This is a genomic window from Plantactinospora sp. KLBMP9567 (assembly GCF_033446045.1).
GTDB lineage: Bacteria > Actinomycetota > Actinomycetes > Mycobacteriales > Micromonosporaceae > Plantactinospora.
Genome location: NZ_JAWQRR010000006.1, coordinates 262,871 through 278,791, shown reverse-complemented (window position 1 = coordinate 278,791; position 15,921 = coordinate 262,871). Strand labels below are relative to the sequence as shown.

18 protein-coding genes and 1 pseudogene are annotated in these 15,921 nt (G+C 70.8%); 6 read left to right on the top strand and 13 right to left on the bottom strand.

Annotated features, from left to right (window positions below; genetic code table 11):
- Positions 1–519: 519 nt before the first annotated feature.
- Positions 520–1,857: an MFS transporter gene (locus R6Y94_RS04075; RefSeq protein WP_318394382.1), complete on the top strand. Its 1,338-nt coding sequence runs from the start codon at positions 520–522 to the stop codon at positions 1,855–1,857.
- Between the two features lie 212 nt (positions 1,858–2,069).
- Here the strand turns inward: R6Y94_RS04075 and R6Y94_RS04070 are convergent, their stop codons facing one another.
- The 3 genes from R6Y94_RS04070 to R6Y94_RS04060 all read right to left on the bottom strand — a co-directional run bounded on the left by R6Y94_RS04070 (position 2,070) and on the right by R6Y94_RS04060 (position 4,036).
- Positions 2,070–2,393 (bottom strand): plasmid stabilization protein, encoded by a 324-nt coding sequence (locus R6Y94_RS04070; RefSeq protein WP_318394381.1) that lies wholly within the window; start codon positions 2,391–2,393, stop codon positions 2,070–2,072.
- Positions 2,394–2,421: 28 nt separating this feature from the next.
- The gene (locus R6Y94_RS04065; protein ID WP_318394380.1) at positions 2,422–3,270 is read right to left on the bottom strand and encodes a glucose 1-dehydrogenase; all 849 of its coding nucleotides are present in this window, start codon (positions 3,268–3,270) and stop codon (positions 2,422–2,424) included.
- Between the two features lie 220 nt (positions 3,271–3,490).
- On the bottom strand, positions 3,491–4,036 hold the full coding sequence (locus R6Y94_RS04060; protein WP_318394379.1) for a hypothetical protein: 546 nt from the start codon (positions 4,034–4,036) through the stop codon (positions 3,491–3,493).
- A gap of 196 nt (positions 4,037–4,232) precedes the next feature.
- On the opposite strand from R6Y94_RS04060, the gene R6Y94_RS04055 reads away from it, so the two are divergent.
- Positions 4,233–4,775, top strand: coding sequence for a shikimate kinase (locus R6Y94_RS04055; protein WP_318394378.1), 543 nt, complete (start codon positions 4,233–4,235; stop codon positions 4,773–4,775).
- Between the two features lie 19 nt (positions 4,776–4,794).
- On the opposite strand, the gene R6Y94_RS45000 is transcribed toward R6Y94_RS04055, so the two are convergent.
- The 6 genes from R6Y94_RS45000 to R6Y94_RS04025 all read right to left on the bottom strand — a co-directional run bounded on the left by R6Y94_RS45000 (position 4,795) and on the right by R6Y94_RS04025 (position 8,515).
- A complete protein-coding gene (locus R6Y94_RS45000; protein ID WP_412102688.1) occupies positions 4,795–5,112 on the bottom strand; it encodes a hypothetical protein in 318 nt (105 codons plus the stop codon).
- A gap of 306 nt (positions 5,113–5,418) precedes the next feature.
- On the bottom strand, positions 5,419–6,339 hold the full coding sequence (locus R6Y94_RS04045) for a hypothetical protein (RefSeq protein WP_318394376.1): 921 nt from the start codon (positions 6,337–6,339) through the stop codon (positions 5,419–5,421).
- Complete coding sequence (locus R6Y94_RS04040) at positions 6,332–6,961, bottom strand: RNA polymerase sigma factor (protein ID WP_318394606.1); 630 nt, start codon at positions 6,959–6,961, stop codon at positions 6,332–6,334. The genes R6Y94_RS04045 and R6Y94_RS04040 overlap by 8 nt, the downstream gene beginning before the upstream one ends.
- Before the next feature lie 154 nt (positions 6,962–7,115).
- Positions 7,116–7,760 carry a hypothetical protein gene (locus R6Y94_RS04035; protein WP_318394375.1) on the bottom strand — a complete coding sequence of 215 codons (645 nt, stop codon included), beginning with the start codon at positions 7,758–7,760 and terminating at the stop codon, positions 7,116–7,118.
- A 111-nt stretch (positions 7,761–7,871) separates the two neighbouring features.
- Complete coding sequence (locus R6Y94_RS04030) at positions 7,872–8,144, bottom strand: hypothetical protein (protein WP_318394374.1); 273 nt, start codon at positions 8,142–8,144, stop codon at positions 7,872–7,874.
- Positions 8,141–8,515 carry a hypothetical protein gene (locus R6Y94_RS04025; protein WP_318394373.1) on the bottom strand — a complete coding sequence of 125 codons (375 nt, stop codon included), beginning with the start codon at positions 8,513–8,515 and terminating at the stop codon, positions 8,141–8,143. Before R6Y94_RS04025 ends, R6Y94_RS04030 begins: the two co-directional genes overlap by 4 nt.
- 238 nt (positions 8,516–8,753) lie before the next feature.
- On the opposite strand from R6Y94_RS04025, the pseudogene R6Y94_RS04020 reads away from it, so the two are divergent.
- From R6Y94_RS04020 to R6Y94_RS04005, 4 genes and pseudogenes are all read left to right on the top strand, one after another.
- A pseudogene (locus R6Y94_RS04020) lies at positions 8,754–9,552 on the top strand (helix-turn-helix domain-containing protein).
- Positions 9,549–9,743, top strand: coding sequence for a DUF397 domain-containing protein (locus tag R6Y94_RS04015; protein WP_318394372.1), 195 nt, complete (start codon positions 9,549–9,551; stop codon positions 9,741–9,743). Before R6Y94_RS04020 ends, R6Y94_RS04015 begins: the two are co-directional and overlap by 4 nt.
- Before the next feature lie 398 nt (positions 9,744–10,141).
- Entirely contained in the window at positions 10,142–10,549 is a 408-nt protein-coding gene (locus tag R6Y94_RS04010) for a DoxX family protein (protein ID WP_318394371.1), read from the top strand.
- A gap of 181 nt (positions 10,550–10,730) precedes the next feature.
- Positions 10,731–11,465, top strand: a complete 735-nt coding sequence (locus R6Y94_RS04005; protein ID WP_318394370.1) for an RICIN domain-containing protein — start codon at positions 10,731–10,733, stop codon at positions 11,463–11,465.
- 101 nt (positions 11,466–11,566) lie between these two features.
- Here the strand turns inward: R6Y94_RS04005 and R6Y94_RS04000 are convergent, their stop codons facing one another.
- The 4 genes from R6Y94_RS04000 to R6Y94_RS03985 all read right to left on the bottom strand — a co-directional run bounded on the left by R6Y94_RS04000 (position 11,567) and on the right by R6Y94_RS03985 (position 15,884).
- Positions 11,567–12,625, bottom strand: a complete 1,059-nt coding sequence (locus R6Y94_RS04000; protein ID WP_318394369.1) for a hypothetical protein — start codon at positions 12,623–12,625, stop codon at positions 11,567–11,569.
- 300 nt (positions 12,626–12,925) lie between these two features.
- The gene (locus R6Y94_RS03995; RefSeq protein ID WP_318394368.1) at positions 12,926–13,441 is read right to left on the bottom strand and encodes a 2'-5' RNA ligase family protein; all 516 of its coding nucleotides are present in this window, start codon (positions 13,439–13,441) and stop codon (positions 12,926–12,928) included.
- 38 nt (positions 13,442–13,479) lie between these two features.
- Positions 13,480–13,923: a hypothetical protein gene (locus tag R6Y94_RS03990; protein ID WP_318394367.1), complete on the bottom strand. Its 444-nt coding sequence runs from the start codon at positions 13,921–13,923 to the stop codon at positions 13,480–13,482.
- 341 nt (positions 13,924–14,264) lie between these two features.
- Positions 14,265–15,884, bottom strand: coding sequence for a glycosyl hydrolase family 18 protein (locus R6Y94_RS03985; protein WP_318394366.1), 1,620 nt, complete (start codon positions 15,882–15,884; stop codon positions 14,265–14,267).
- Between the last annotated feature and the right edge of the window lie 37 nt (positions 15,885–15,921).

Genomic DNA, 15,921 nt, shown 5'->3' with positions numbered 1-15,921 from the left:
TGTCCTCAATGGAGAGAGGGGTTGGCGGGCGACGAGCGCGGGCGGGTGCCAGACCGCGAGAGGGGGAACCGCGCCAGAACCGCGCATCCGGTGCCGAGAAAGGCGGCACCGGGAAACCGGGCCACCCTCCTCCGTGGGTTCTGCTGGTGCGGGAGGAGGGTCAGCTTCGCGCGCCGCTATCCAGCCGGCCGGGCTGGTGCGACGGGGTCGACGCCACGCACACGGCGGCGGGGCCCAGCAGGAGGAACCCTGCGGGCCACACGAAGCCGACCGTGCCGAACATGGCGATCACGCTAGACCGGAACGCCACCGACCGCGACTGATATTCCCGGCGGTAGACCACGCACCTTCCGGGTGGCAGTGGTCCCAGTTCGGCCGGTAGGCACCTACCTCCCTGATGGTGCGCGATCTTCAACTCTCGGCCGTGGCGGTGACGAGGGACACCCTGGCGGAGCGGGCGATCACTTCTCTACGGTCTACTGCGGCGGACTACTGGAAACAATCCTTACCGGAGGACGGGTGCGGGCGGCAGGGGCGTGGCTGCGCGACACGGCCGGTGGACTGCCGGCAGTCTTCTGGTTCCTCTGGTCGGGACTGCTGATCAACCGGGTCGGCGCGTTCGCCATGCTGTTCCTGCCGCTCTACCTCACCGACGCACGCGGGGCCAGCGACGCGCTCGCCGGACTGGTGGTCGGGGCGTACGGGCTCGGCGGGGTGGCCGGGGTCCTGCTCGGCGGGGTACTCGCCGACCGCTGGGGGCGGCGCCGCACCCTGGTCTGGTCGCACCTGGCGGCGTCGGCGCTGATGGCGAGCATGGCGATGGTGGCCAGCCTGCCGGCGATCGCACTGCTCGCCGCGCTGGTCGGGATCGCCCACTCGATGCCGGGCCCGGCCTTCGTCGCCGCGATCGTCGACGTGGTGCCAGCGCCCCGCCGCTCCCGCGCGTTCAACCTCCAGTTCTGGGCGTTCAACCTCGGTATGGCGGGCGCGTCGGCGCTGGCCGGGCTGCTCGCCGAGGCGAGCTATCTAGCGCTGTTCCTGGTCGACGCGGCGGCCACCGTCATCACCACGGTCATCATCGCCTGGAAGGTGCCGGAGACACTGGTCCGGACCGCACCGGAAACGCTGGTCCCGACCGCAGCGGAGACCAGGGGCGGGACCGCGTTGGAGACCCCGGTCCGGACGGCACCGGGAGCCTCGCCGGGTGGCCCGGGAGCGGCACCGGCCCGCCGTGTCGGGCTGCGTACCCCGCTCACCGACCGGATCTTCCTGGCCTTCGTCGCGCTGACCTTCGCGCACGCCGTGATCACCGCGCAGAACTCGACGGTGATGCCGCTGGCGATGCGCGCCGACGGCCTCAGCTCGTCGGCGTACGGGCTGGTGGTGGCGCTGGGCGGGCTGTTCATCGTGATCGGTCAGCTCTTCGTGCCCCGGCTGATCGACGGTCGCCGCAAGCATCGGGTGCTGGCCACCGCGCTGGGCCTGGCCGCCTTCGGGTACGCCGGCCTGGCCGTCGCCGACGGGCTGCCCGGTTACCTGCTGGCGGCGCTGGTCTGGACCGTCGGCGCGATGCTCGCCGCACCGCCGAACGCGGAGATCAACGCCGAACTCGCCCCGCCCCGGCTGCGTGGCCGTTACCAGGCGGTCTTCTTCCTCACCTTCCCGGCCGCGGCCTTCGTCGCCCCGGCGGTCGGTGGGGCGAGCCTTCAGTATCTCGGCGACGGTCACTGGCTGGCGGTCGCCGCGCTCGGCCTGCTCGCGGTCGCCGGCCATCTCCTCGCCGGCCCGCCCCGGGAACGCCGGGTGGCCCGCGTCGCCGCTTCACCCGCCGTGGTCAGCGATCCAGTTCGGCGCTGATCTCGGCGGCGGTGGCCAGGTCGGTGGCGAGCGCCGTGCGCTCGGCGGCGGAGAGTTCCACCGCGTCGACCTCGGAAGCCGAGGGCGGTGTAGAACGGCAGGACGTCGTCCAGGTCTCGACAGGGCAGGGCGGGGATGGCGAGTTCGGTGGACACGAAAACATCGTCCCCTGTTCGGAGTATTACCGGTGGAGCCGTACCCTCCTCCGGTTCTCAGCGCGCGAGCGCCTTCTCCAACTGGGCCTTGGACATGCTCGACCGGCCCTTGATGTTGCGCTTCTTCGCCTCGTTGTAGAGCTGCTCCTTGGTACGCCCCTGCGCGCCGGTGTGCGACCGCTTGCCGCCGCGGTGCCCGGAGGAGACGTCCTTGACCGAGGAGCGGCTGGCGGTCTTCGACTCGCCGGCCCGGGCGCGTTCCTTGTTGACCGTCCGGCCGGCGATCTCCTCGGCGCGCTCGGTCGACTCGCCGCGCTTGCGCGCGCTCTCCTTGATGTGCCTGTACTGGCGTTCCCGCTTCGGACTCGACCCTGCGGGCATGACGGGACTCCTTTCAGGGGGACGACGGTCAGAGGATGGGCTTGCCACCGGTGACCGGGATGATCGCGCCGGAGATGTAGCTGGCCTCGTCCGAGGCGAGCAGCACGTACGCCGGGGCGACCTCCTTCGGCTGGCCGGGGCGGCCGAGCGGGGTGTTCTTGCCGAACTTCTCGACCTGCTCCGGCGGCATGGTGGACGGGATCAGCGGGGTCCAGATCGGGCCGGGCGCGACGCCGTTCACCCGGATTCCCCGCTCCCCGAGCATCTGGGCGAGCCCAGCGGTGAAGTTCGCGATCGCGCCCTTGGTGGTCGCGTACGGCAGCAGCGTCGGGCGCGGCGTGTCGTAGTTGATCGAACTGGTGTTGATGATCGACGCCTTCTCGCCGAGGTGCGGCAGCGCCGCCTGGACCAGCCGGAACATCGCCGTGATGTTGACGTCGAAGGTGTGTTGCCACTCCTCGTCGGTCACCTCTTCGAGGCTCTCGTGCGTCATCTGGTAAGCGGCGTTGTTCACCAGTACGTCGATCCGGCCGAACTCCTCGACCGCCCGGTCCACCACCGCGCGGCACACCGCCGGCTCGCCGACGTCCCCGGCGACGAGTACCGCCTGCCGGCCCTCGTCCTCGACCAGCTTCGCGGTCTCCCGGGCGTCCTCATGCTCGCTCAGGTACGAGATCAGCACGTCGGCGCCCTCCCTCGCGTACGCGAGGGCGACCGCCCGACCGATGCCGCTGTCCCCGCCGGTGATCACCGCTTTCTTGCCCGCCAGTCGGCCGGAGCCCCGGTAGGAGTCCTCGCCGTGGTCGGGCTTGGAATGCATCTCCTGGAGGGTGCCGGGTGGCTGCTGCTGCGGTTCGGACTGCTGATCCTCGGGCATCGGGTCGCTCCTCGGGTTCGTCGCTCCTCAGGTTCAGGGACGCGGGCCGGGAGGGACGGAGCCTTTCCCGGCCGTCGGTGGCAAATGTCCCCATACCCGGCAGGTGGTAAACCCGTGGACCTGGCCTGGCCAGACCGGTCGGCTTCAGCCGCCCGTCACGTCGCCTCTGCCGCCCGTCGCGGTCGCCTCTGCCGCCCGTCACGGTGGCCTCACCCGTCCGTCAGGTGGTGGCGTGCTGCCGCGCGAACGCCTCGATCGCGTCCAGGTCGGCCGGGCGGAGTCCGCGCCCCGGGTCAGGTGCGATCAGCAGGGCGACACCCCGGGCGACCGCCCGGTCCAGGGTCCGGTCGCCGGCCGGGATCGCCTCGTCGTCGGTCCAGACGAGGGTACGGCCGGCCGCCAGCACCGCGTGTGCGGCGGCCAGCTTGACCGGCCAGCCCAGCTCACCGGTCGGCACCGGATCGCAGACGAGGGCCCGTCGGAGCACCGGCAGCCGCCACAGCCGCTCCAACACGTCCGCCTCCGGGCACCACGTGCTGCACCAGCGCACCTCCACCGCCCCGGACTCGTGCAGGGTACGGATCCGGTCGACGAGCGCACCGGCCCAGCGCAGCGGGTACTCGCACCGGTCGGCCTGGGACCAGACGTCGGCCCGGCGGGCCGCCCGGACCCACCCCGGCCGGCGGGCGTTGAGCACACCGTCGACGTCCAGCAGCCAGACCGGCGGCAGATCCGGTACGACCGGCAGGTCCAGCTCGCTGTCCATGTTGCCTCCGATGATCGGTCCTCATTGTGGACGCCGCCCGCCAACCCGGCGCCAGCCCCGCGAAATCGACCGGCCCGCAAAGGACGACCGGCCTCCCGACAGACCGGCCCGCAAAGGACGACCGGCTCGGCCCGGCAGGGCAGCGGTCGGCAACGGGACAGTCCGGCGGACCGTCGCCGGGTTACCGTCGGAGATTGTGCTGCGGGTGTCGGTGGTCGGAAACTCGGGCTCGGGCAAGAGCACCCTGGCCCGGGCACTGGCGGCCCGGCTCCGGGTGCCGTACGTCGAGCTTGACTCCATCCACCACCAGCCGAACTGGCAACCGCTGCCCGCCACCGAGTTGCGGGCCCGGGTCGACACGGTGACCGCGAACGGCGGCTGGGTGGTGGACGGCAACTACTCGGCGGTCCGGGACCTCGTGTGGCGCCGCGCCGACACCGTCGTCTGGGTCGATCCGGACCGGCACACGGTGATGCGTCAGGTCGTCTGGCGCACCCTGCGCCGGGCGGGACTCCGGGCCGAGCTGTGGAACGGCAACCGGGAACGCTGGGGCAACTTCTTCGCCACCACCCCGGACGAGTCGGTGATCGTGTGGGCCTGGCAGCGGCATTCGGTCTACCGGGCGCGCTATCTCGCGGCCTCTGCCGACCCGGCCTGGAGTCACCTGACGTTCGTGCGGATCAACTCCCGTGCGGCCGCCCGCCGGCTGGTCGCCGAGGCGACCGGGCCGGAGTCCTGAACGGCCAACGGTCCCGAAATCATCCGGTCCGCAGCCGGTCGGCGATGGCGGCGGCGATCTCCTCGCGCCGGTCGGCTGTCAGCCACTCACTCTGAGGGCGGGTGAGGTAGTGGAAAACCCGTGGCCCACGGTGTTCCGGGGGAAGGTCCGGCATCCGGGGTACGAGGTGGAAGTGCACGTGCCCGAAGCCCTCCGCCTCGGCGAACTGCATCACGTACGTCTTCGTGCAGCGTACGGCGCTGTGCAGGGCGGTGCTGAGCCGGTGGACCAGCGGGCCCAGCTCGGCAGCCTCGGCAGGGGCCAGCTCCGCGATCGAGGTGACGTGCCGCCGGGGCAGCAGGACCAGCCAGCCAGGCAGGCTGGAGTTGAACGCGTGCGCCGTACGCCAGTGGTCGGTAGGTGCAGCCGCTCGGCGAACGACGCGGTGGCGAGGTTGGTCTCCTAACGGCAGGAGTAGCAGTCGCCGGTCATCGCTCCATCGAACCTTTCTCAGCCACCCGACTCACCAGTCATCGATCCACTTTGACAGGTCGAAGACATGCTGTTCTCGACCTGGCCCGCCGGACCGTACCGTCGGCGCGGACGGCGACGAGGCGACCGGGGCCGGTTGCCCGGTCCCGGCGACTCAACGGGTGCGGGACGCTCAGGTGTTGGGGACCTCGACATCGACCGGCATGCCGTAGTTGGAGAACTCGATGGTGCTTGGGATCTTCCCATTCCTCATGCGGACGGCCTCCGAGGTCCCCGAGACCGTCGGGCGGTAGGTCACCGAGCTGACCTTGCCCGAGCGCACCTCGACGGTCCCGCTCACGGTCAAGTTCGACCGCGAGCCGGTGCGCGGGCGTACCTGCGTCGGGGCCGGCGTCACGCGCGGGAGCTCGTACTGGAACGTGTACGTCTCGACCCCGCCAGTGCTTCCGGTCTTGTCCACGGTGCCCGCCTCGGCCAGGGCGTTCAGTATCTCGGCGGGGTCAGTGGTCACGCCGTCCGGCAGTGGCCCGAACCCGATAGGCGCAGAATCCGTCTCTTTCCGCACGTCGACCGTCTTACCGTCGACGATACGGATCGTATAGGTGTGGTCGCCGACGACCCGGCGTTCAAAGCGATTGCCGTGTTGGTTGACCATAGCCACGAAGCCCCGCTTACCCACCGGGTCGTAGGCGCCTTCGTAGAGCGGCCGGACGCGGTCGTTCTCCTGGTCCCACACCTTGAAGGCGAAACTGGTCCGTCCGGTTGCCCGTGCAGCCGCTGCAAGTTGCAGCTTCGGCAGTTGCTCCGCCACCGTCGTGCCGCCACCACCCTCACCCGGACCCGCCTCGCCGACCAGCCCGGCGAGGGTCGCGCCCACCGCCACCACTGCGACTGCCGCCGTGGCCACCGCGACGCGTACCGCCGGCCGTGGCAACCACCGCCGCCATGCCCCGGCGCCAGCCGCCCGACCTGCCCCGATCAGGCTGGCCGATGCCATCGCCGCCGTCAGCCGCGTCTCCGCGCTCGCCAGTTGCGCGGGACCTGGAACGGGAATATCTGCCCGCATTGCTCGCAACTCCCTCATCTCATCCATTGGGCTCCCCCTCTTCGACGGTCATGGGATTGACTCCGCCAAGCGCTTTGCGCAACGTGCCGCGAGCCCGGCTGATCCGGGACCGGACGGTGCCGACCGGCACCCCGATAGCTGCTGCGACCTCCTCGTAGGTCAGTTCCGCCCAGGCAAACAGCAGCAGCGCGTCCCGGTGCCCACGGGGCAACCGGGCGAGGGCGGCCGCCAACTGCCGGCCTGTCGCACTCGCGCTCACCCGGGCGTCGCTACGTTCGGCGAACGCCTCCAGCACGGGGTCGACACCGCTCCGCTCGGTCGCCCGGAGCTGCCTCAACTCCGTACGTCGGAACCGTCCCATCCGGTTGGTGGCGATCCCGTAGAGCCACGGCCGGGCATCCGGTCGGGTGGAGTCGTAGCGGTGCCGTTGCCGGAACGCTTCCAGAAACGTGTCGGCCAGCACGTCCTCGGCGGCCTCCGGACCGATCCGGCGTCCGAGGTAACGCAGGAGCACGGCGGCGTGCCGGCGAAACAGGACGGCGAAGACCTCCGGATCGTCGTGCGACCTCCGGATAACCACAGCGTCGGTGGGCTCCTCGGCCTCGGCGACACCGGAGAGATCCCGTGGCGGTGCCCAGTTCTGTCCGATCACGTTGTCTCGGCCTCTCCACGATTTCCCTGACACCCGTTATTGCCGGCCGCCGCGCGGCCGGTTCCCGTCCGGCGCGAGAGCGTTCTGGGCACGTTCTCTCCGGCGCGGCACGATCCGCTGACGTCCAAATGCGGAGCGGCGAGGAGCGGGACTATGGCAGGAACGGAGCGAAGTGCGCGGCCACCAGCTCGGCGACCCCTTCCGCATCCCGGCTGCCGTCGACCTCGACTACCCGGATGCCGAGCCGGCGGGCGCCGCGTACGGCGTCCTCGGCGAGCAGGCGGTCCCGCTGGATCCGGTTGCGCTGCCCGAGTTCGGGGTCGCTGACCTGGTGGCCGAGCCGACCGGCCCGGGGCAGCTCGGCGAGCTGCCGCTGCCGGAACTCCTCGGTCGGCACCATCACCACCATCTGCCGGGTCGATCCGCTGACCGGCGCGACCAGATCGGGACGCAGCCCCCAGCCCTCGGCGAGGACGGGTCGGGGCGAGGCGAGCGCCCGTAGGTCGTCCTGCACCCACTCGAACCGCTCCGCGAACTCCACCAGCACCTGCCGGGCCATCTCCTCCGGCGTCGTACGGACCCAGACCGCCTCCCAGTCGGGTTCGGCCGGCTCGCCGCGCCGGATCCGGCGTACGACCCGGCGGTCGTTGTGGCCGCGCGCGTCGTGGTAGTCGTAGTGGTAGTGCGTCAGGCCGTACCGCTCGGCGAGGATTCCGGCCACCGTCGACTTGCCGGCCCACTGACCGCCGCCGATCCAGAGCGCCCGGCGCAGGGTACTGAAAGGGTCCCATGGCATGCCCAGAATCGTGAGCGCGTCACGGGCCGAATTCCAGTCTTGTATTTGGATATCCGCCCTGGTCAACTGAGGGTAGGGGTCGTGCCGGAGCGTCGCCGTGGGCGACGCGGGTCAGTGGCGGGACCGACCGGGTAGCCAGCCGAGGAAGCGCTCGCTGAGCACCGTCGCCGCCGGAGCGCCGCCCGGGTTGAGCGCGTGCAGATCGCGGTACGCCTCGGCGAGCGACGAGCCGAGACGGACGCAGAGCGCGACCCGGGTGTCCGGGTACTCCCGGACCAGGCTGAGCCGGGCGGCGGCGCACGGCCAGGGTTGCCCGTCGGTGCGACACAGCCAGAGTGGCCGCAGCGGCGTGTGGGGGCCGACCGGCGACTCCGGGTCCGTCATCTCCACGCCCCGGTGCCGGCGCGGCCACGCCGCCACTCCCCCAGCGTGCCGCGACTGCCGTCGACCAGCGCCGGCAGCGTCCGGTGGGTCGGGTACTCCGCGTTCCAGCGGGGGTGCTGGTTGCGCCCGCGCGGCGGTGTCGACGGCCGGGACGGTGACGGGTCGAGTGTCGGCGGGACGGTCGGCAGCGCGAGTTGGGGCGGCAGGTCGGGTGCCGGGACCGTCTGCGGCAGCAGGACCGAGAGTCCCCGGTACGGGCACGACGACCACCGCCGTCCGCACCGGCACCACAACCACAACCACAGTCGGCGCCAGTCGGGTCGGTGCCGGAAAACGAGTGGGACGGGCCGGATCGGACGTGATTTCCGCATCGTGTCTCCTTCCGAGTTGGAAGGGGGCCATCTCAATACGGGGGGAAGTGAGATGGCCCCCGCAGGTTCCGCCCGGCCGGTCACCATGCCATTTTAATTCCGAGCGGTTCCGCTAGTGACAGTCTGCTGTGGAGTGCACTACGGTCGATACGTGCTCGCGGCATCTGTGCAGGTCAGAACGGCAGGCGAGCGATTTTGTGGAACGCAACTTCGGCAGTGAGCAGAGGTGGGATTATCGATGGGACTAGTCACGGAATACGTCCTCGCCGAGCTTAGGCTGTTTCGCCCTGAGCAGCGACTCAGTCAGGAGGAGTTCGGGCGCAAGATCGGCTATTCCGGATCACACGTCAGCTCGGTGGAAACCGGCCAGCGTCCGCCGACCGACGAATACGTGGAAAAGATCGACCAGGCTTTCCAGACCGGCGGCACGTTCAGCCGGATGCTCAAGAAGCTCGCCAAGCTGGACAGCACCCCGGCCTGGCTCCGCGACTGGATCGAGTTCGAGCGCCTCGCCCGCTTGCTCCGCTGGTACGAGCCGGCCTTCGTCCCCGGCCTGCTCCAGACCGAGTCGTACGCCCGAGCGACCATGGCCGGCATGCACCTGATGCCTGAGCAGGTCGAACAGCGGGCTCAGAGTCGGCTGGAACGGCAAGCCGTGCTCACGGCCGAGACGCCCGCGCAGTTCGTCTTCGTGATTGACGCGATGGTCCTTCGACGGCCTGTGCGCGGGGAGCCAGGCGTGATGGTGCAGCAGCTTCAGCACCTGGCAACCCTGGCGGAGCTGCCGCACGTCCAGATCCTCGTGGTGCCGAAAGAGGTCGGGATCTACCCTGGGCTTCAAGGAGGGTTCATCCTGGCGACGCTGCCGGACCAAGTCTGTGGTGGCGCATCTTGACCACCAAGTGCGAGCCCAGATCGTCGATCGGGCCGAGGAACTTGCCACCCTCCAGGGGACCTGGGAGACGATCCGCAGCGAAGCATTCCCAAGGATGCAATCGCTCGAACTGATCAGGGAGGCGACGAAGGAATGGACATGACCGGCGCCAACTGGCGCAAGTCGACCCGCTCCGGCTCGAACGGCGGGTCCTGCGTGGAAGTGGCGGACAACCTGCCCGGCATCGTGCTCGTACGCGACACCAAAGACCGCGACGGCGGCACCCTCACCTTCGGACCGGCCCACTGGCGCGCGTTCGTCAGCCTCGCCAAGCAGCTCGGCCCGACTGCCTGACCACGCCCGGACCAGGCCCCGGCGACGATGCCGGGGCCTGGTGGTGGTTCGGGACCACTGACGCGGTTTCCGCGACTCGTCCCGCCCTTGACGTGCCGGAACTCCTGTTGCCGGTGCCGGCGGTGTACCGACCCGATCACTGCCCGCCGCCCAGGATCGGCCCATGATCGCTGACCTGGAGTGTGTGGTGCTGGACTGCCCTCGTCCGGCGGAACTTGCCGAGTTCCAGTGCGGCAAGCGCACTGAGTACATCAGGTGGTGCTCGCGCTCGACGACCGTGCACGGGCGGGCCACGGAGTCACCGATCCGTGGTGGATGTGGTGGCCGCCACGGATGCCCGTGTCCGGTTCCCGGCGACAGTCTCGACGTATCGACACCGACACGTCTAGGAGGCTCCGATGAGCACCATCACCAGCAACACCCGTACCCGGATCACGCCTCGCAGCTTGCTGTGGGTTCCGCAGAGCCTGCTCGGCCTGAGCATCGCCGGAGGCGGTCTCAGCAAGCTCGCCGGCCATCCGTCGATGGTGACCATGTTCGACGACATCGGCGCGGGGCAGTGGTTCCGGTACGTCGTCGGCGCGCTCGAGCTTGCCGGCGGGATCGGCCTGCTCGTTCCCCGGCTCGCCGCCCTGGCGGCGTTCTGCCTGGCGGGCCTGCTCGTCGGCGCCGCCTTCACCAGCGCGGTGGTGCTCGACGCAAGCCCACTGACTGCGATCGGGCATCTGGTGGTGGCCGCGCTCATCGCCTGGTTCCGCCGTCGTGACCTGGCCGTCCTGAGGGGCACGGGTCGAGCCCGCGGTTGAGACGCCAGCCGGTCTGGTCTGACGGGAACAACCGTCGTCGGCAGCCGGTCGGGTCCTGTTCGGATTCGGTCGGGATCCCGCCGGACAACCGGCCGGCGCCGGACAGTGAGGCGCAGGCGGGCCGCCGCCCATGCCGGTGGCACCGCCGCGTCCCACTCTCGCGTTCCCGGTTGGAGGAAGCATGCTCAGCGCTGGACTACCCTCGTTCGACTCGGACGACGACCCCGCCAGACCACGCCTCGGCAGGACGGTCAGCCGGCCCGGCGGGCTCGGAGATCTGCTGCACCGGTCGCGACCCGTGCGGCGCGGGGGGCACGGGACGAACAGCGTCCTGCGGGGCCTCGCCGTCGCGATGGCCCTGGTGGTCGCGTCGATCGTGATGACCGCGCCCACCCCGGCGTACGCGGACACCAACCGCAGAGAGCTCGTGAGTGGCTACGGCAGCCTTCGCGCCGACGTGATGTGGGCTTCCACGGCGACACATCAGGGTGTCTTCCTCTGGCCGGACAACACCAGCGCCTCGCAGGAGTTCGACCTGCTCGACAGCGGGGGCGGCTTCTTCCGGATCAGGGCTCGGCACTCCGGTCAGTGCCTGATGCTCGACTGGCGTGCCGGGTTCTACGCCAACGGCACGCCGATCATCCAGTACCCGCACTGTTCCGCCGGCTACGCCCCGGGCGAGTGGTTCACCCAGGAGGTCTTCCACAGGCCCTGTACGGGTCAGTGCTTCGGCTCCTGGTTCGTACTCATCAAGAACCGCCACACCGGCATGTGCCTGGACGCTGCCGCGCCGTCCGGGCGGCCCGCCGAGCAGGCGGTGTTGCAGCAGTGGGACTGCATCTCGGCCACCACCGACTGGAACGCCTTCAACCAGATGTGGAAGATCTACGATCCCACTCCAGTGATCATCGGCTAGCACGGCGGCGGCGATCGACCGGTGACGGTGGCGACCGGGCCGATCACCCGATCGGCGCCGACGGTGGGGCAGCCGGAACCCGGCTGCCCCACCCGCCCTTCTCAGTCGACGACCGGTGGCGCGGTCTTCGCCGCCTCCCGCAGCGCCGCCGCCGCGCTGGCGTACGGGTTGTAGGTGTACGACCGGGACAGGCTGCCCGGGATCGTGAAGTACTCGGCCGCCAGCTTCGCCGAGTCGGTGGCGATCTCGCCCCGGCCCGGCAGGTCGTTGCCGTCGTCCCAGCCCCACGGCGCGTTCGCCGAGTTGGTCGAGCAGGAATAGGTGCCGACGCCACAGTCACCGGAGTTGTCCCCGGCGAAGGTGCCGAGGTTGGCGAAGAGGCTTGCGTTGGCCCGCTGCGCCCAGAGCCCACCGGAGGCGAAGATGTCCACGAGCTTGTAGCGGACGTCCCGGTCGTTGCCGTTGCTCGGCGTCTCGGCCACCGTCGACGGGTAGTAGACGATGCCGTCCCCGTTGATGTTGTACTGCGGGTACGCCTTCAGCCCGTGCCCCTGTGCCTCCTGCGCGGTCACCGGATGCGGGAACGAGTCGTGCGGCGACGACTGCATCTGCAACGTGCCGTCGACGTTCTCCCGCCCGCCGGTCCAGGTGCTCCCGGCCGGGGTGTAGGAGTAGAAGTCACTGTGCGCCACGCTCACCGCCCCGCGCAGCACCCCGTAGTCCGAGCCGTCCCGCTCGACGGCGAACATGACGCCCTCGCCGTCGTTCTCGTGCTCGGTCTCGAAGAACGGGTGGTCGGTCCAGTCCCGGGGGTGGAAGAACAGGTACGTGATGTACCAGTGCGTGCTGGTCTCCAGCACCGAGTAGTACGCCTGGGCGGCGAACGAGGCGCCGGGCTGCCCCGCGCTGTCCCAGTTGTTCCGCCCGCTCAGGTCACCGTCGAAGTCGACCCCGGTGATGTAGTCGGACCGGCCGCCGAGCGCGTGGCTGCCGGTCGCGTCGACGTCCTGGTAGTGGATCGGGGCCCAACGCAGCGCCAGTTCCGCCCGGCTCACCGCCGCGCTGGCCGGTGCCGGCGCCGCCAGCCCCACGGCCACCAGCGCCGGCACCAGTACGGCCGCCGCCAGGGTTCTCCCGGCGGTCCTGAACCGATCAGGCATGTGTCCTCCCACGGTCGAGTTTGGATAGACCGCGGGCAATCTACGTGATCGACGTCGGCCGGCACATGTCCAACTGGAGACGAGCGATTTGAGCGCAGTCGACGGATTGGCTGCACCGCAACGCCGACCGGCGGCCCAGCCGTCGCCGGGCCGCCGGCACGCCCGCCCGGCGAAGTGCCCGGCCGACCGGCGTCACTCGTTGTGCAGCAGCTCGACGATCGGCAGTCGGGCCGCAGAGCGGGCCGGCAGCAACGCCCCCAGCATCGCGATCGCCGCCCCCGGCCAGCGCCAGTACGCCGGTCAGGACAGCGGGCGGACGATGTCCCGGGCGTGGTCGACGACCGCCGCGCCGACCACGGTCGCCTCGACCGGCAGCACCTCCAGGCAGCGCCGCACCGCCGCCGCCATCAGGGTGTTCGGCACCCGCATCGACAGGGTGCAGTGCGGCACCCAGCGGCCGGGGCGGTACAGCTCGCTGACCGGCACGTCGGCCCAGGTCAGCCGCTCGTGCACCATCGCCTGGTGGGCCAGCAGTTCCGGGGTGGGAGTCGGGCCGAGCCAGAGCACCCGGCCGACGAACTGGCCGGCGTACTGGAAGGAGAGCCGCAGTGGCGCGGCCACCACCGTCCCGGCCATCGCCTCGGCGACCTGTTCCGGATCGAGCCGGGCAGCGACGGCGAGGGAGACGTGTGGGCGGTGCCGCTGACCGAGCAACGAGCGGAGGCTCTGCACACCCTCGGATTCCAGGGCGTCCCAGAGCACTCGGATCCGTCGGGTGGCATCGGTGTCGAGATACAACTCCAGGGCGGCGACCACCCGAACACCCTAGGGGCCGGGCGTTCGCTTGCCCGCAGCTATCTCCGGACCGGTCCCGGGCGAGCGGCGGGAGCACCGGCGCCGCCGCCGACCGTGGACCGCGCCCCGGTGTCGCGGCCGGGAGCCGACCGCTCCGGAGCCGGATGCTCCGGAGCCGGCCGGGCCGGGCGGTTGGCGCGGGGCGAGAAGCGTGGCCGCGTACGTTCGACGGCCGGTGCGGGCCGCCGGGCGGGAGCACCGGCCGCCCGGGACGGACGTCCCGGGTTCGGCAGGTCGGCGGCGGGCGGTACCCGTCGCTCGCGGCGGCCAGCGGTGCTGGCGGCCGGAGTGCCGGCGTGCGACGGTGGGGCTTGCCTGCGACGCAGCACGAACCAGACCACCAGGCCGCCGAGTGCGGCGCCCATCAGCACCGCCAGCACGAGGCGTACGGTCCCGGTGAAGACGACCTGCCCGACCGCGGTGCCCAGCACCCAGCGCGTCACCCAACCCGTGGGCCCCGAATTTCCCCACTCGCCAGTGTTCGGCCCCGTCGGCATCGCCCCTCCGCCCGTCACGCGCGGTGTCGCGTCTCACCACCGTGCCCGGCCAGGACAACGGTGTCGCGTCTCACCACCGTGCCCGGCGGGACAACGGGAGAACCATCAGGGTGGTCCCCTTGGCACCATGTGAAAAGGATTCGGTCCTGATGGTGTCGCCGTTGCGGTACCGGAGCATTCCGGTCTCCGGTCGAGCGTTCCGGGCGAGCGGGGGCTGACTCCGTGTCCCGCCGGAGTCGGCCCCCGCCACCCGCCCTCCGGAAAGGTCGCCCGGCGGGTCCGGCTGCCTACCGCAGCCCGTTGGCGACCGCCGTGATGAGTTCACCGTTGCTGGTGTCGCCGGAGAGTTCCCAGAAGAAGGCGCCGCCCAGCCCTTGGCCCTTGGCGTACGACATCTTGCCGCCGATGGTGGCCGGGGTGTCGTAGCTCCACCAGTTGCTGCCGCACTTCGCGTACGCCGTGCCGGCGATGGTGCCGGTGGCCGGGCAGGTGTTCTTGAGTACCTTGTAGTCCTCGATGCCCGCCTCGTAGGTGCCCGGTGCCGCCCCGGTGGCCGTACCGCCCGGGGTGGCCTGGGTGACCCCGGTCCAGCCCCGCCCGTAGAAGCCGATGCCGAGCAGCAGCTTGCTGGCCGGGACGCCCTTGCTCTTGAGCTTCTGGATCGCCGCGTCGGACCAGAAGCCCTGCTGCGGAATCCCGGCGTACGAGGTCAGCGGCGAGTGCGGGGCCGTGGGGCCCTGCGCGGCGAAGGCGCCGAAGTAGTCGTACGTCATCGGCATCAGCCAGTTGAGGTTGTTGATCGCACCGGCGTAGTCGGCCGCGTCGATCTTGCCGCCGTTGCTGCCGTCCGCAGTGATCGCGGCGGTGACCAGGTTCGACGAGCCGAACCGGCCACGCAGCGCGGAGATCAGGTTCTTGAACGAGTTCGGGCCGCTGGCGTCACAGGTCAGGCCGCAGGCGTTCGGGTACTCCCAGTCGATGTCGATGCCGTCGAAGACGTCGGCCCAGCGCGGGTCCTCGACCAGGTTGTAGCAGGACTCGGCGAACGCGGCCGGGTTCTGCGCGGCCTGGGTGAAGCCGCCGGACCAGGTCCAGCCGCCGAACGACCAGATCACCTTCAGGTGCGGGTACATCCGCTTGAGCTTGCGGAGCTGGTTGAAGCTGCCGCGCAGCGCGCCCGCGTCCCAGGTGTCGGCGACCCCGTCCACGCTCTCCGCCGCCGAGTACGCCCGGTCGTAGTCGGCGTAGCTGTCGCCGATGGTGCACCGGCCGCCGGTGGTGTTGCCGAAGGCGTACAGGATGTGGGTCAGCTTGGCGGCCGAGCCGCTGGTGTGGATGTTCTTGACGTGGTACGCCCGCTGGTAGACGCCCCACTGGGCGAAGTAGCCGACCACCTTCTGCGCGCCCGGGTTCGGCGGCGGGGTGGTGGTCGGCGGCGGGGTGGTCGGGGTGGGGGTCGGACTCACGGTCGGCCGGGGCGTGGTGGGGGTCGGGTTGGGAGTGCCGCCACCGCCGCAGGCGCCGCCGTTGACGGTGCAGTTCGCCGGGGCCCGGTAGCCGCCGCTGCCGATGTAACCCCAGGTCGCCGAGGCGCCCGGAGCCAGGGCGCCGGCCCAGCTCTTCTGTACCGCCACGTAGCGGTTGCCGCTGCGGGTGACGTCGGCGTCCCAGGAACTGCTGATGGTGGTACCGGCCGGCAGGTCGAACTCGACCCGCCAGGTGGCGACCGGCGCGTCGGTGCCGTTGGTGACGGTGACCCTGACCTCGTGGCCGGAGCCCCAGTCGGAGGTGGCGGCGAAGCTGGTGGTCAGGCTGCCGGCGCCGAGGGCCGCGGTGATCGGGACCACGGCGACGGCCACCGTGGCCGCGACGCCGGCCCACAGCGCCCGGCGGATGGATCTCCTCATGGTGGCGTCTCCCTTATTGATAGGAAACTTTCCAGAT